The organism is Serratia sp. A07 (genome assembly GCF_058725505.1).
Genome location: NZ_JBZXDO010000009.1, coordinates 177762 through 192410 on the forward strand (window position 1 = coordinate 177762; position 14649 = coordinate 192410).

12 protein-coding genes and 6 tRNA genes are annotated in these 14649 nt (G+C 60.3%); 10 read left to right on the top strand and 8 right to left on the bottom strand.

Annotated elements, in window-relative coordinates; translation table 11 throughout:
- Positions 1 to 56 precede the first annotated feature (56 nt).
- Positions 57 to 1019, bottom strand: coding sequence for a glucokinase (gene glk / locus AC4PR2_RS12430; RefSeq protein ID WP_060419908.1), 963 nt, complete (start codon positions 1017 to 1019; stop codon positions 57 to 59).
- A gap of 310 nt (positions 1020 to 1329) precedes the next feature.
- Between glk and AC4PR2_RS12435 the strand changes: the two genes are divergently transcribed.
- On the top strand, positions 1330 to 2577 hold the full coding sequence (locus tag AC4PR2_RS12435) for an ion channel protein (RefSeq protein WP_060419906.1): 1248 nt from the start codon (positions 1330 to 1332) through the stop codon (positions 2575 to 2577).
- On the opposite strand, the gene AC4PR2_RS12440 is transcribed toward AC4PR2_RS12435, so the two are convergent.
- Together AC4PR2_RS12440 and AC4PR2_RS12445 are read right to left on the bottom strand one after the other, a co-directional pair.
- Positions 2574 to 3266, bottom strand: coding sequence for an aspartate/glutamate racemase family protein (locus tag AC4PR2_RS12440; protein ID WP_443014713.1), 693 nt, complete (start codon positions 3264 to 3266; stop codon positions 2574 to 2576). The genes AC4PR2_RS12435 and AC4PR2_RS12440 overlap by 4 nt on opposite strands.
- A 66-nt stretch (positions 3267 to 3332) precedes the next feature.
- Positions 3333 to 3785 carry a multidrug/biocide efflux PACE transporter gene (locus AC4PR2_RS12445; RefSeq protein ID WP_016926809.1) on the bottom strand — a complete coding sequence of 151 codons (453 nt, stop codon included), beginning with the start codon at positions 3783 to 3785 and terminating at the stop codon, positions 3333 to 3335.
- A gap of 98 nt (positions 3786 to 3883) precedes the next feature.
- Here AC4PR2_RS12445 and AC4PR2_RS12450 point away from each other — a divergent pair, with 98 nt between their 5' ends.
- Entirely contained in the window at positions 3884 to 4753 is an 870-nt protein-coding gene (locus AC4PR2_RS12450) for a LysR family transcriptional regulator (protein ID WP_060419900.1), read from the top strand.
- Here AC4PR2_RS12450 and AC4PR2_RS12455 read toward each other — a convergent pair.
- On the bottom strand, positions 4750 to 6411 hold the full coding sequence (locus AC4PR2_RS12455) for an alpha-keto acid decarboxylase family protein (protein ID WP_147840054.1): 1662 nt from the start codon (positions 6409 to 6411) through the stop codon (positions 4750 to 4752). The genes AC4PR2_RS12450 and AC4PR2_RS12455 overlap by 4 nt on opposite strands.
- Positions 6412 to 6599: 188 nt before the next feature.
- Between AC4PR2_RS12455 and mgrA the strand changes: the two genes are divergently transcribed.
- Together mgrA and AC4PR2_RS12465 are read left to right on the top strand one after the other, a co-directional pair.
- Entirely contained in the window at positions 6600 to 7589 is a 990-nt protein-coding gene (mgrA, locus tag AC4PR2_RS12460; protein ID WP_180547545.1) for an L-glyceraldehyde 3-phosphate reductase, read from the top strand.
- Between the two features lie 223 nt (positions 7590 to 7812).
- Positions 7813 to 8223, top strand: coding sequence for a DUF2502 domain-containing protein (locus tag AC4PR2_RS12465; RefSeq protein WP_060419895.1), 411 nt, complete (start codon positions 7813 to 7815; stop codon positions 8221 to 8223).
- Between the two features lie 41 nt (positions 8224 to 8264).
- Here AC4PR2_RS12465 and AC4PR2_RS12470 read toward each other — a convergent pair whose 3' ends face one another.
- Entirely contained in the window at positions 8265 to 9500 is a 1236-nt protein-coding gene (locus AC4PR2_RS12470; RefSeq protein WP_033635427.1) for an Nramp family divalent metal transporter, read from the bottom strand.
- Positions 9501 to 9877: 377 nt separating this feature from the next.
- Here AC4PR2_RS12470 and AC4PR2_RS12475 point away from each other — a divergent pair, with 377 nt between their 5' ends.
- The gene (locus AC4PR2_RS12475; RefSeq protein ID WP_004936373.1) at positions 9878 to 11065 is read left to right on the top strand and encodes a NupC/NupG family nucleoside CNT transporter; all 1188 of its coding nucleotides are present in this window, start codon (positions 9878 to 9880) and stop codon (positions 11063 to 11065) included.
- A 118-nt stretch (positions 11066 to 11183) separates the two neighbouring features.
- On the opposite strand, the gene AC4PR2_RS12480 is transcribed toward AC4PR2_RS12475, so the two are convergent.
- Positions 11184 to 11259: transfer RNA gene (locus AC4PR2_RS12480), tRNA-Ala, on the bottom strand.
- 60 nt (positions 11260 to 11319) lie between these two features.
- Positions 11320 to 11395: transfer RNA gene (locus tag AC4PR2_RS12485), tRNA-Ala, on the bottom strand.
- Positions 11396 to 11703: 308 nt separating this feature from the next.
- Between AC4PR2_RS12485 and AC4PR2_RS12490 the strand changes: the two genes are divergently transcribed.
- Complete coding sequence (locus tag AC4PR2_RS12490; RefSeq protein WP_087763448.1) at positions 11704 to 12489, top strand: formate/nitrite transporter family protein; 786 nt, start codon at positions 11704 to 11706, stop codon at positions 12487 to 12489.
- A 66-nt stretch (positions 12490 to 12555) separates the two neighbouring features.
- Here the strand turns inward: AC4PR2_RS12490 and gltX are convergent, their stop codons facing one another.
- Positions 12556 to 13971: a glutamate--tRNA ligase gene (gene gltX / locus AC4PR2_RS12495; protein WP_033643946.1), complete on the bottom strand. Its 1416-nt coding sequence runs from the start codon at positions 13969 to 13971 to the stop codon at positions 12556 to 12558.
- Between the two features lie 294 nt (positions 13972 to 14265).
- On the opposite strand from gltX, the gene AC4PR2_RS12500 reads away from it, so the two are divergent.
- The 4 genes from AC4PR2_RS12500 to AC4PR2_RS12515 all read left to right on the top strand — a co-directional run bounded on the left by AC4PR2_RS12500 (position 14266) and on the right by AC4PR2_RS12515 (position 14642).
- Positions 14266 to 14341 (top strand) — tRNA-Val (locus tag AC4PR2_RS12500).
- 28 nt (positions 14342 to 14369) lie between these two features.
- Positions 14370 to 14445 (top strand) — tRNA-Val (locus tag AC4PR2_RS12505).
- A 38-nt stretch (positions 14446 to 14483) separates the two neighbouring features.
- Positions 14484 to 14559, top strand: a tRNA-Val gene (locus AC4PR2_RS12510).
- 7 nt (positions 14560 to 14566) lie between these two features.
- Positions 14567 to 14642, top strand: a tRNA-Lys gene (locus AC4PR2_RS12515).
- The last annotated feature ends 7 nt before the right edge of the window (positions 14643 to 14649 follow it).

Consider the following 14649-nt stretch of genomic DNA (forward strand, 5'->3'; position numbering starts at 1 on the left):
CGACAAGGGGCGCAACCTGTGGGTTGCGCCCCTTTTTTATTGCCCCGCCCCTGAGCTTACAGGTGCATGCCCAGCGTCTGGCGCAGATGCGCGCCGGCACCCAGCAGGCCCGGCTGGCCGTGCGTTATCATGAACACCGGGATTTCGCGCACATAGTCGCGGAAGCGCCCCTTGTCTTCAAAGGCGGCGCGGAAGCCAGAGGCCTTGAAGAATTCCATAAAGCGCGGCACGATGCCGCCGGCGATGTACACGCCGCCGAAGGTGCCCAGATTCAGCGCCAAATTGCCACCGAAGCGCCCCATGATCACGCAAAACAGCGACAGCGCGCGGCGGCAGTCGATGCAGCTGTCTGCCAGCGCCCGCTCGGTGATGTCCTTCGGTTCCCATTTCTCCGGCAGGCGGTTGTCCGCCTTGACGATGGCGCGATACAGATTGACCAGGCCCGGCCCGGACAGCACGCGCTCGGCGGAAACATGCCCCACTTCCGCGCGCAGCACCTCCAGAATGATGTCCTCTTCTTCGCTGTTCGGCGCGAAATCGACATGGCCGCCCTCGCCCGGCAGGCTGACCCAACGGCGATCGACGTGCACCAGGTGGGCAACGCCCAGCCCGGTGCCGGCGCCATACACCGCGATCGGTTTGCCCGGCTGCGCATCGCCGCCGCCAAACTGCAGCACGTCGTCCGGCGAGAGCATCGGGATCGCCATCGAGACGGCAGTGAAATCGTTGATCACTTCCAGATGGCTCAGCCCCAGGCTGGCCTTCATTTCTTTGATCGAGAACGCCCAGCTGTGGTTGGTCATCGCCACCCAGTCTTCGGTCACCGGGCAGGCGATCGCGATACAGGCGTCCTGCACCTCGATATCGCACGCTTTCAGGTATTGGCGGATCACCGCCTCCAGGCTGTCGAACTCCAGGCCGGAATAGGTTTTCGCCTGGGTAATCTCACCCGTCGCAACAGTGCACAACGCCAGGCGGGCATTGGTGCCGCCAACATCACCTACGAGGGCATAGGTCATTGATTTCGTCTCCGCAAAATGAAAAATAAAAAGCTGCCCACACTGTAAAATCCTGCTGCAAAAACAACAATCACCCGCCTCGGATCTGCACCCCAATAGCGATCCGGATCACAAAAAACGTTTCAGCTGGCCTGCGGCGCCGCGTTTTGAAACAAATTGCGGCAAAAAACGCCCCCCGCCGACTGTTAACCGTCATCGACGCCGGGCAATATCAATGCGTGCCTGCGCGCCGATAGTCTGGCAAGCTGTGGCCACTGCTCAACCACCCGCTCTCCCTGCCCTGCCGGGAGGCATCGACAAGGGATTATCCATGCTGCATCCGCGCGCCAATGCCATGTTGGCCTTTGCTTTGCCTGCGCTGATTATCGGTTCCGCTTCCAGTCTGGTGCTGCTGTTGGTGATGAACATTGCCGCCGCACTGCAGCAATTACTGTGGGTGACGCTGCCCGGTGCGCTGAGCCTGGACGCCCAGTCGCCCTGGTGGCCGGTCGCGATGCTGACGCTGACCGGCGTGGCGGTCGGCCTTATCGTGCGCTATATGCCGGGCCACGCCGGGCCGGACCCGGCGACGGAATCGTTGATCGGCATGCCCCTACCGCTCTCCGCCCTGCCGGGACTGGGGTTAGCGCTGATCGTCGGCCTGGCCGGCGGCGTCAGCCTGGGGCCGGAGAACCCGATCACCGCCATCAATATCGCGCTGGTAGCGGCCGCCGGAGCGCGCCTGCTGCCGAAGGTGCCGCGCATGGACTGGATCATCCTGGCGGCTGCGGGCACCATCGGCGCGATGTTCGGCACGCCGGTCGCCGCCGCGCTGATCTTCTCGCAAACCCTGGCGGGCAATAACGAAACGCCGCTGTGGGATCGGCTGTTCGCCCCGCTGGTTGCCGCCGCCGCCGGCGCGGTCACCACCCAGATGTTCTTCGTGCCCAATTTCGCCCTGCAGCTCGACGCCTACGATGTAACTCGGCTGCCGGACATCTTCAGCGGCGCCATCGTGGCGCTGATCGCCATCGCGCTCGGCATGGTGGCGCTGTGGTGCTTCCCGCACGTTCACCGCCTGTTCCATTCGATGAAAAATCCGGTGTTGATGTTAGGGCTGGGGGGCTTTGTGCTGGGCCTGCTGGCGCTGGTGGGCGGAGAGATTACCCTGTTCAAAGGGCTGGATGAAATGAAGCGCCTCGCGCAAGACGACGGCTATTCGGTGCCGGCGCTGTTGACCATTACCCTGACCAAGCTGGCGGCGCTGGTGATCGCCGCCGCCAGCGGCTTTCGCGGTGGGCGTATCTTCCCGGCAGTGTTCGTCGGCGTGGCGCTGGGGCTGATGCTGCATCAGCACGTTCCCGCAGTGCCGGCGGCGATCACCGTCTCCTGCGCCATCATGGGGCTGGTGCTGGTGGTCACGCGCGACGGCTGGCTCAGCCTGTTCATGGCGGTGGCGGTGGTGCCGGATCTGCACCTGCTGCCGGTGCTGTGCATCGTGATGCTGCCCGCCTGGCTGGCGCTGGCGGGCAAACCGCTGATGCTGGTGAATCGCCGGCAGCCGCCGCACGACGATTAGGCCAACGCGAACGCCGCGGCGGCGCGGGCGTGGATCGCGGTGGTGTCGAACACCGGCACCGACGCATCACGCTCGCTCACCAGCAAACCTATTTCGGTGCAGCCGAAAATAATCCCCTGCGCGCCCTGCTGCTCCAGATCGCTGATGATCCGGCGATACTCGTCGCGCGAGGCGTCGCGAATTTTACCCAGGCACAGTTCGTCATAGATGATGCGGTGTACGATGTCGCGATCGGCGCTGACCGGCGTCACCACGTCGATGCAGTGCAATTCCTGCAGGCGGCCGCGATAGAAGGTCTGCTCCATGGTAAAGCGCGTGCCCAGCAGCCCGACGCGGCGAATGTTTTTTTCCCGCACCTGCAGCGCCGTGGCATCGGCGATGTGAATCAGCGGCAGGCCGCTGGCCTGCTCGACCGCCTCCGCCACCTTGTGCATGGTGTTGGTGCAGATCACGATAGCTTCGGCGCCGGCGGCGCGCAAAGCCACTGCGGCGGCGGCCAGCAGCCGGCCGGCACCGTCCCAATCGCCCTGGTGCTGCAAGCGTTCAACCTCCTGAAAATCGACGCTGTAGAGCACGATTTTGGCCGAATGCAGCCCGCCGAGGCGTGCCTTTACCTGCTCGTTAATAGTGCGGTAATAAGGAATGGTGGATTCCCAGCTCATGCCACCCAGCAAGCCCAACACTTTCATCATTCGTTCCTCAGCATTTCCGACGATCCTCTGACCTTACCTGAGAATCGCCGGGCTGACGACGCCTTATTTGGCGCCGGAATTGATCGGCTGGCGCGCTTCGAACCAGCGCTGGCGCAGCGTGTCGTACAGCCAGTTATAGGCCATGGTGTACGGCAGGAAGAACAGGAAGAAACCGATTTCCAGCATAAACGCCTGCGCCCAGGAGATGCTCAGCATCCAGGCGGCGATCGGCACGCCGATCAGGATAAAACCGGCTTCAAAGCCGACGGCGTGCAGCGCACGCACTTTCAGGTTACGCACCACCCGGCTGACCGGCCACAGGCGGTCGAACACCGTGTTGTAAACCATGTTCCACAGCATCGCGACGGTGGAGAGCATCACCGCCAACGCACCGACCTGCACCATTGAGCGGTTCAGCAGCCACGCGCCCAGCGGGGCGCAAACCATCACGGCGATGGCCTCGAAACCGACGGCGTGGACGATACGTTCAATGAGAGACTTGTTTTGCAGTTGCATACATCACCTTTTTTCAACAGTTGTTGCGAAAGCCAGGTGATTATCATCGCTTTTTCGGGTAGGTTAAAAATAGATTCCATCGATAAAGTAGATAGGTTATGCACTATTCTCCGGAAGCGCTGCATGCGTTTGTCGAAGCCGCCGCCCTCGGCTCGTTTTCCGCCGCCGCGCGCAAGCTGCGCAAAAGCCAATCCACCGTCAGCACTGCCATCGCCAATCTGGAGGCCGATCTGGCGCTGACGCTGTTCGATCGCAGCGCGCGCCAGCCGGTGCTCACCGCCGCCGGCCGCAAGGTACTGGGGCATGTGCAGGCGATCCTCGCGGCCAGCGAACGGCTCGACGCCCTGAGCATTCAGCTGGCGGGCGAGGTTGAACCGCGCCTGAGCATGGTGTTTTCCGATACCTACCAGCCCAAGCATCACGATCGGTTGATGCAGCTGTTCGAACAGCGCTACCCGGAGATTGAGCTGGAATGGATGATCGCCGAAGAAGGCGACGTTATCGATCTGCTGCAAAGCGGCCGCGCGCACTTGGGCATGGTGGAAGTGCAAAAAAGTTATCCGCCGGATATCGCCTTCTCCCGGCTGCCTGAACAGACCGAAATGGGGCTGTTCGTCGCCCATCAGCACCCGCTGGCCCAGGTCGCCGCGCCAACGCCGGAGCAGCTGTCCAGCATCCGCCAGCTGATCCTGAATACCTACACCGGCGCCGAAGCGGCCAGACAGGGTGGCCTGGTCTGGTCGGCGCCCAGCTATCTGCTGTTGCTGGAGATGGCGGAACAGGGGTTCGGTTGGGCGGTACTGCCGCACTGGCTGGTGCAACAATACGGCCACGGCAAACTCACCCAGCTGCGGCCGCGCGGCTGGCCAAAACTGATTTCGGTGGATGCGGTCTGGTCCAAACTGACCCCGCCGGGCCCGGCGGGGTTCTGGATGCTGGATCGCCTGCTGGGCGATACCCTGCCTTAAGCGGCGACGTTGCGTGCCTGAATGGCGCGCGAGACGGTATCGAGCAGTTCCGGCATGTCCATCTTCGGCAGCATCACTTCGATGAAGGCCAGCCGATCGTCGTCCGCTACCTCGCGCAGCGCCTGGCGCAATCCGTCCGGATCGCTGACCCGCAACGCCTTCACCGGCCGCTCGCCGGCCAGCGCCGGCGGCAGCTGCGTCCAGTTCCAGCGCGCGATGTCGTTATAACGTTGCTCCGGCCCGTGGATCGCACGCTCGATCGTGTAACCCTGATTATTCAGCACGAAGATCACCGGCTTAAGCCCGTCGCGCAGCATCGATCCCAGTTCCTGTACGGTCAGCTGCGCGGCGCCGTCGCCGATCAGCAATATTGCCCGCCGCTGCGGTTCAGCGGTCTGTACGCCGAACGTCGCCGGCAGGGTATAGCCGATCGATCCCCAGAGCGCCTGCACGATCAGGCGGCAGCCACGCGGCAACGTCAACGCCGCCGCGCCGAAACAGGCAGTGCCCTGATCGGCCAGCACGATATCCCCGGGCCGCAGGAAATCCTGTATCTGCCGCCAGAAGGCGTGCTGATCCAGCCCTTCCCCATCGGTTTCCGGCAGCGTCGGGCGGACGATCGGCGGCAACGGCCAGCGTGACGCCAGCGACAGGCTCAGGCGGTGCAGCGCCTGCACCGCCTCGCGCATCGGAATGCGGCTAAAGCGCTGCCGCCCGACCCAGGCTTCGAACGGTTGAATGTCGATGCATTTTTCCACCGGCAAATGATGCGTGAAACCGGCGGTAATGGTGTCGGTCAAACGCACGCCGACGTTGATCACCACATCGGCGTTTTCGATAAGCTGTTTCACCGCCGGATCGCTGGCGCCGCCGCAGTAGGTCCCGACAAACCCGGCTCGGTTCTCATCCAGCACGCCTTTGCCGAGCAGCAGCGTAGCGTGCGGAATGTCGACCGCCTGCAGCCACTCGTCCAGCGCCGCTTCGGCGCCGAAGCGATCGGCCAGGAAGTCCGCCAGCAGCGATACCCGCCGCGCCGGCAGCAGCTTTTCGCGCGCTGCGGCGATAAATGCCTGCAATGCGCTGCGCGATAGTTTGGCCTGACGCAGCATCAGCGGCGCCGGTTTGGCCGACAGCGGCGCTTGTGCGACGTCGCTGGGCAACATCAGGTAAACCGGGCGATGCTCCAGCAAGGCGACGCCGATCAGGCGGTCTATCTCCACGGCGGCGTTGTCGGCGGTCAGGTCGGCCTGCGCGACGGTCACCTCTTTGGCTATCCGCGCGAAGTGGGTAAAGTCGCCATCCCCCAGCGAATGGTGCAGCAAATCACCGGCGCGCTGGGCGCGCTGCGCCGGCGTGCCGACCACGTGGATCACCGGCAGGTATTCGGCGTAGCTGCCAGCCACCCCATTCAACGCGCTCAGCTCCCCCACGCCAAAGGTGGTGAGCAGCGCCGCCGCCGGTTTGCAGCGAGCGTAGCCGTCGGCGGCATAGGCGGCGTTCAGCTCGTTGGCGCAGCCTACCCAGGTGATTTGTGGATGAGCGAGAACGTGATCGAGGAATTGCAGGTTGTAATCCCCCGGCACGCCGAAGAAATGACGGATGCCGATTTGGGCCAGACGATCGAGCAGATAATCGGCCACCGTATAGGTCTGAGTCATGATCATCACCTGTCTGCAGCTGGAGCGATTATCTTAAGTATCGAAGATGCCGTTCAAATTTCGAACAAACGCGCCTGCCTCGATCGGCAACCTGGCGTTACATGCCGGCGCTGTGATCGCTCCCCCGGCAGCGCGGTGTGAAAGCGTATACACTCAAAGCACTTCACCTCCCGCCGACAAGGATAACTATGTCCTACCAAGCCTCCCCTACGCGTTATCAAGATATGGAATACCGGCGCTGCGGCCGCAGCGGGCTGAAGCTGCCCGCCGTCTCGCTCGGGCTGTGGCACAACTTCGGCGACGCCACGTTGTACGACAACGCCCGCGGCCTGATCCGCTGCGCCTTCGATCGCGGCATTACCCATTTCGATTTGGCCAACAACTACGGCCCGCCGCCCGGCGCCGCCGAGGAGAACTTTGGCCGCATACTCAACGCCGATCTGCGGGCCTGGCGCGACGAGCTGATCGTCTCGTCCAAAGCCGGTTACACCATGTGGCCCGGCCCCTACGGCGATTGGGGCTCGAAAAAGTACCTGGTCGCCAGCCTCGATCAGAGCCTGAAGCGCATGGGGCTGGAGTATGTGGATATCTTTTATCACCACCGGCCGGATCCGGACACGCCGCTGGAAGAAACCATGGCGGCGCTGGATCTGCTGGTGCGCCAGGGCAAAGCGCTGTATGTCGGCCTGTCTAACTACCCGGCCGAACGCGCGCGGCAGGCGTTCGACATTCTGCAGCGGCTCGGCACGCCGTGCCTGATCCACCAGCCGAAGTATTCGATGTTGGAACGCACGCCGGAAGCGGGATTGCTGGATACATTGGCAGAGCATGGCGTCGGGTCGATCGCCTTCTCGCCGCTGGCGGGCGGCCTGCTGACCGACCGCTACCTGCACGGCATCCCGCAAGATTCCCGCGCCGCCAGCGGCAGCCGCTTTCTGCAGCCGGAGCAACTGACCGCCGAACGGCTGGACAAGGTGCACCGCCTCGATGCGCTGGCGCGGCAACGCGGGCAAAAGCTGTCGCAAATGGCGCTGGCCTGGGTGCTGCGCGGCGATCGCGTCACCTCGGTGCTGATCGGCGCCAGCAAGAATGCGCAGATAGAAGACGCGGTAGGCATGCTGGCCAATCGTCATTTCAGTGAAGAAGAGCTCGTTCAGATCGAACAAATCCTACTGTAATCGCTTACAAATACCGCCGCTCCACCGAGCGGCGATCCCCCAGAAAAATCTCAAATCTCGGCCTGCGGCGCCGTTTTCAGAGTGGCTCTCAGATTCAATCCTATGCGCCGGCGCTATGATGCCGATATTGCAGCAAAAATAACGATAAGGCCGCTTTTTAAACTGATGAACGCGCTTCATAAAGTGATTAACGGCCAGGCCGCGCAAGCGGAAAGGAGAAGTCATGTTTAAACCTCTGCTCTTGGCCGCTATCTTGGCGGCGACGGTGTTGCCCGCCGTACAGCAGGCTCACGCCGAAGGGCTCAGCATCGATCTGATGCCGGGCGTTTCATTGCGCATCGGCGATCAGGACAATCGCGGCCGTTACTGGGACGGTTACGACTGGCGCGATCGTGACTGGTGGCAAGGCCATCAGGGCCGCTATCTCGGCGACCGCAGCCCGCGTGGCTATTACTGGGACGGCTATCGCTGGCGCGATCGCGACTATTGGCGCAAATACTACTACTCTCGCGATGGCCGTTATTACAAGTGCGACCGCCGTTGCGACAAGCATTACTGGAAGAAAGAGAAAAAACACCATCACGATCACGATCGCGATCGCTGGCGCCGCCACGGCGATGACGACCGCGATTAACGACGACGGGCCGGCACCATGCCGGCCCGCGCTTTTTTTGCCTACAGCACGCTGCCGATCAGCAGATAGCCGTTCAATCCCACCACCACCAGTACGATCAGCTTACCCAGGTTTTGCACCACTGGGCCGTTGACCATCTCCCCCATCAGCGCCCGATTGCCGGTGAAAGCCAGCAGCGGCACCAGCGCCAGCGCAATGCCGAAGCTGAGCAGCACCTGGCTCAGCACCAGAATGCGCGTCGCGTCCATCCCCAGCATGATGACGATAAACGACGGCAGCATGGTCACCGCGCGCCGCAGCCACAGCGGGATATGGAAATGCACGAACCCTTGCATCACCACCTGCCCCGCCAGCGTGCCCACCACGGTAGAGGAGAGGCCGGCGGCCACCAGGCTCAGGCCAAACACGGTGGCAGCGGCTTGCCCGAGCAGCGGTTGCAGCGTCAGGTAAGCCACGTCGAGATCGGCGATGCCGCTGTGGCCGCTGAAATGAAACGCGGCGGCGGCGGTGGCCATCATCGCCAGGTTAACGAAACCGGCAATGGTCATGGCCACGGCGACATCGACTTTGGTGGCGGCATAGCGCTCCGCCTTGTCGTGCTCGCCGCCGATTTGGGTGAGCGAAGAATGCAGGTAGATCACATGCGGCATGATGGTGGCGCCCAATACCCCGGCGGCCAGAAATACCGCATCGCCGTTAGGCAGATCGGGCAGCGCCATGCCCTTCAGCAGCGGCGCGAGCTGCGGCTGGGAGAACGCCAGCTCGACGATATAAGCGGCGGCGACGAACAGCAGCAGGCCGCCAATCACCAGCTCCAGCGGTTTTTGCCCGCGCTTTTGCAGCATCAAGATTAAAAAGGTGGCGATGCCGGTCAGCACTGCGCCCTGCAACAGGGAAACGCCGAGCAGCAGCTTGAAGCCGATCGCCGCGCCGATAAACTCGGCCAGATCGGTCGCCATGGCGATGATCTCCGCCTGTACCCAATAAGCCCACACCGCCGGCCGCGGAAAGCGATCGCGAATATGCTCGGCCAGGTTTTTCCCGGTGGCGATGCCCAGCTTGGCGGACAACAGCTGGATCAGCATCGCCATCACGTTGGCCCAAACCACCACCCACAGCAGGCTGTAGCCGAACGAGGCGCCGGCCTGGATGTTGGTGGCGAAGTTACCGGGATCGATATAGCCGATAGCAGCGATGAAGGCGGGCCCCATCAGCGAGAGTTTGATTTTTCTGGCGGAGCGCCCGGAGGTGGTTTCAACCACGCGACTGTTCAGCATATGTTGAACCCTTACTGAAATTACGTTTATCTCCACTCTATATAAATGATAATAATTATCAAGCGCATTTAGAGCGGTAAAACTTATCTCTGTAATAGCCAACATTAACGGTTTTATCGAAGGGTTCAGCGCGGAGCTTGCCGATTTCCGTGCTTTTCTGATGGGATTTGGGCTGCAATACCCCTGAAAGACAGGTTAGCACAAGAATACGAATTTCCTATTGCTGCTTTAACATCTTGATTTTTTATGCTTTTACGCAACACTTTAGGAGAACTCCCACTATGATTTTCCATATTTGCAATAGAAGTCTCGTTTTTAAACGTAGCGTTACATAAAATGACAGCCGAAATTCAGCCTGCCTCAAATTTGGAGCAAACATGTCCCATATTGCGCACTTTGCGTTGGCGATAGTGGTGGTGGCGATCCTGGCCCTGTTGGTGTGCCGCGATCGTAAAAGCATCCGCATTCGCTATGTTATTCAACTACTGGTTATCGAAGTACTGCTGGCCTACTTTTTCCTGCATTCGGAAGCGGGTTTGGGCTTCGTAAAAGGATTTGCCGCGCTGTTTGACAAACTGCTCGGGTTTGCGGGACAAGGGACTGATTTCGTATTCGGCGGCATGGGCGACAAAGGCCTGGCGTTCTTCTTCCTGAAGGTGCTGTGCCCGATCGTCTTCATTTCGGCGCTGATCGGTATTCTGCAGTACATCAAGGTGCTGCCGTTCATCATCCGTATTATCGGTACCGTGCTGTCGAAAGTGAACGGCATGGGCAAGCTGGAGTCGTTCAACGCCGTCAGCTCGCTGATCCTGGGCCAATCCGAAAACTTCATCGCCTACAAGGATATCCTGGGCAAGATGTCGGAAAAGCGCATGTACACCATGGCGGCGACCGCGATGTCTACGGTGTCCATGTCCATCGTCGGTGCTTACATGACCATGCTGGACGCCAAGTTCGTGGTGGCGGCGCTGGTATTGAACATGTTCAGCACCTTTATCGTGCTGTCGCTGGTCAACCCGTACGACACCAATAAAGAAGAAGAGCTGCACCTCGGCAACCTGCACGAAGGCCAGAGCTTCTTCGAAATGCTGGGTGAGTATATCCTGGCCGGCTTCAAAGTAGCGATTATCGTTGCCGCGATGCTGATCGGCTTCATCGCCCTGATCGCCGCGCTCAACGGTGTGTTCAGCGCCATCTTCGGCCTGAGCTTCCAGGAAATCCTCGGCTACTTCTTCTATCCGTTCGCCTGGATCATGGGGATTCCTAAACACGAAGCCCTGCAGGTTGGCAGCATCATGGCCACCAAGCTGGTTTCCAACGAGTTCGTGGCAATGATGGAGCTGCAGAAAGTGTCTGCCGAACTGTCGCCGCGCAGCCTGGGGATCCTGTCGGTGTTCCTGGTGTCCTTCGCCAACTTCTCCTCCATCGGCATCGTGGCCGGTGCGATCAAGGGTCTGAACGAACACCAGGGCAACGTGGTGTCGCGCTTTGGCCTGAAGCTGGTGTACGGCTCTACGCTGGTCAGCATCCTGTCCGCTTCCATCGCGGGTCTGGTACTGGGCTAAGCCTCGAACCGACTGCGATAACAAGGCGCCTGCGGGCGCCTTTTTTGTTGGCCTGCATTCGGCGAAGGTGAAATAACGCAAAGCAAAAAGCCGACCCTAAGGTCGGCTTTTTAAATGGTGGTGGAGCTAGACGGGATCGAACCGTCGACCTCTTGCATGCCATGCAAGCGCTCTCCCAGCTGAGCTATAGCCCCACAAAAGTGGTACGCGTTGACCGGCGTTACGGTATTCCCCAACCTCTCTGAGAAGAAGGTTGGTGGAGCTAGACGGGATCGAACCGTCGACCTCTTGCATGCCATGCAAGCGCTCTCCCAGCTGAGCTATAGCCCCGTTCCACAATCACTTTGTGCTGTGAACGGGGCGCATAATATGAAACCCGCTCAAAGCTGTCAACGGCTAAATTGAATTCCTGAATCAAGCGTTGAAAAAGCCGCCAAATCAGCATGTTTGGCGCCAAAAAATCATCACTTTGTGCAGAGTTCATCCATTTTGCGCGCTACATCTCAAAATGGCAAAAGCCCCTGTATATCACGTTGATTTTTAATTAACGGAATGTTAGCGAAATGCGCTTGAGTCGGACTCCCGAGCGGCATAGACTGCCCGCGCCATAAACTTCATTACTATAAACCGAGTCCGTCATGTCTTTGCATTCACCAAAAGAAATCGCCGCCCTCGCCGTTCAGGCCGGGGTAAACAAAAGCCGCGCCCCTCTCGCTAATCTGTTGATTCTGGGCTTTCTCGCCGGCGCTTTTATCGCCACCGGCTTTCTGCTGGATATTCACGTCATCGGCACCCTGCCGGCCGAGTGGGGCTCTTTCGGCGCCCTGTTGGGTGCCGCGGTCTTTCCTATCGGTTTGATCCTGACCATTCTGGCCGGTGGCGAACTGCTGACCGGCAACATGATGACCTTGCCGATGGCCTGGTTTGCCCGCGAAATCCCCGCCATCGCCGTGCTGCGTAACTGGTTTTGGGTCACCCTGGCCAACCTGGCCGGCAGCCTGGCCGTCGCCTACTTCTTCGGTCATTTGCTGGGCCTGACCGAAGGTGCGTTCTTGCATAAGACGCTGGCGATCGCGCAGGCCAAAGTGGATGCGGACTTCCTGCACGCCTTTATTTCCGGCGTCGGCTGCAACTGGCTGGTGTGCCTGGCGGTATGGTTAGCCTTCGCCAGCAAGGATGTGCCGGGCAAAGTGATCGGCATGTGGTTCCCGGTCATGGCTTTTGTCGCCATCGGCTTCCAGCACGTGGTGGCGAATATGTTCATCATCCCGGCGGCCATCTTTGCCGGCGGCATGGGCTGGGAGCAGTATCTGCCCAATTTCATCGCGGTATTTCTCGGCAACGCGCTGGGAGGCGCCGGCTTTGTCGGGCTGATGTATTTCCTCGCCTACCGCCCGGGGCTGCCGGCTAGCGAGCAAGCCTGACGCACCGCCATGAAAAAAGCCCCGGGATCGCTCCACGGGGCTTTTTCTTTATGGCGTATCAGCGAATCAGGCTTGCGCTTCGCGCTCGGCGATGTAAGCCAGCGCCATGTCGATGCGCTGCAGCGAACGCTTCTGGCCGATCGCATGCACGGTCACGTCCATGCCCGGCGACTGGCCGGCGCCGGTCACCGCAACGCGCAGCGGCATACCGACTTTACCCATGCCGACACCCAGCTCATCCGCCGTGCCCTGAATGGCGTCGTGCACGTTTTCCGGCGTCCAGACGGTGATGGCGGCCAGCTTGGCGCGCACCGCTTCCAGCGGCTGACGCGCCACCGGGCGCAGGTGCTTCTTGGCCGCGTCGGCGTCGAACTCGCTGAAGTCTTCGTAGAAGTAACGGCAGGACTCCGCCATCTCTTTCAGCGTTTTGCAACGCTCGCCCAGCAGTTTGACGATGTCTTTCAGTTCCGGGCCGTTGCGGGTTTCAATGCCCAGCTGCTCAACGTGCCATGCCAGATGCACCGCCACTTCTTCCGCCGGCATATGGTTGATGTAGTGGTGGTTCAGCCACTGCAGCTTCTCGGTGTTGAACGCGCTGGCGGATTTGTTGATCGCTTCCAGCGTGAAGAACTCTTTCATCTCATCGATGGAGAAGATCTCCTGATCGCCGTGGGACCAGCCCAGGCGCACCAGGTAGTTCAACAGCGCCTGCGGCAGATAGCCGTCGTCGCGGTACTGCATGACGCCCACGGCGCCGTGACGCTTGGACAGTTTTTTACCGTCGTCGCCGAGGATCATCGACACGTGCGCGTATTCCGGCACCGGCGCGCCCAGCGCTTTGAGAATGTTGATCTGGCGCGGGGTGTTGTTGATGTGGTCTTCGCCGCGGATCACATGGGTGATTTCCATGTCCCAGTCATCGACGACGACGCAGAAGTTATAAGTTGGCGAACCGTCGGTGCGGCGGATGATCAGATCGTCCAGCTCCTGGTTGCTGAATTCGATCGGGCCGCGAATTTTGTCGTCGAAGATCACCGAGCCTTCCTGCGGGTTGCGGAAGCGCACCACGTGCGGCTCGTCGTCGGTGTGGCTGCACTGGCTGTCGCGGCAGTGGCCGTCGTAACGCGGCTTCTCGCCGTTTTCCATCTGCTTCTCGCGCAGCGCTTCCAGACGTTCCTTGGAGCAATAGCATTTATAGGCCGTGCCCTGCTCCAGCATCTCGTCGATGACCGCGTTGTAACGATCGAAACGCTTGGTCTGGAAATACGGGCCTTCATCCCAATCCAGGTTCAACCAGTTCATGCCATCCATAATTGCGTCGATCGCGTCCTGGGTGGAGCGTTCCAGATCGGTATCTTCGATACGCAGAACGAACTCACCGCCCGCATGGCGGCTGAACAACCAGGAGTAAAGTGCGGTACGCGCGCCGCCGACGTGAAGATAGCCGGTCGGGCTCGGTGCAAAACGGGTTTTGATTTTCATTGGGTTCACTGCCTTATTACGCAACGCGTGTCGGCGGTTGCCGACGATTGCTCGGAATTGAAAAAAGAGTGGACGACATTGTATCACCACGCGCTAATTCCTCAACGCCGACACGATATTGCACCGGTCGATTTCGCGCGTTTTGCGGCGAGTTTCGCAGAGCGTTGCGCAAAGAATCGGCGCCGCTGGCGATAATTATCGCGCCCTGCCTAAATTTGCGGCGAACGATTGAAATCATTTTAAAAACCGTTGACTCACTTTGAACTATCCCTATAATGCGACTCCAACAAGACGGGGCGATTAGCTCAGTTGGTAGAGCATCTCCTTTACACGGAGGGGGTCGGCGGTTCGAGCCCGTCATCGCCCACCATCTTGTTGAGAAAAATGAGAACGAATGAGGGTGATTAGCTCAGTTGGTAGAGCATCTCCTTTACACGGAGGGGGTCGGCGGTTCGAGCCCGTCATCACCCACCATCATTCTCTCGTTTAGTAGTACCTGGAAGTCCTGAAGTGGGTGATTAGCTCAGTTGGTAGAGCATCTCCTTTACACGGAGGGGGTCGGCGGTTCGAGCCCGTCATCACCCACCACTTCTACGGGTCGTTAGCTCAGTTGGTAGAGCAGTTGACTTTTAATCAATTGGTCGCAGGTTCGAATCCTGCACGACCCACCAATTCAGA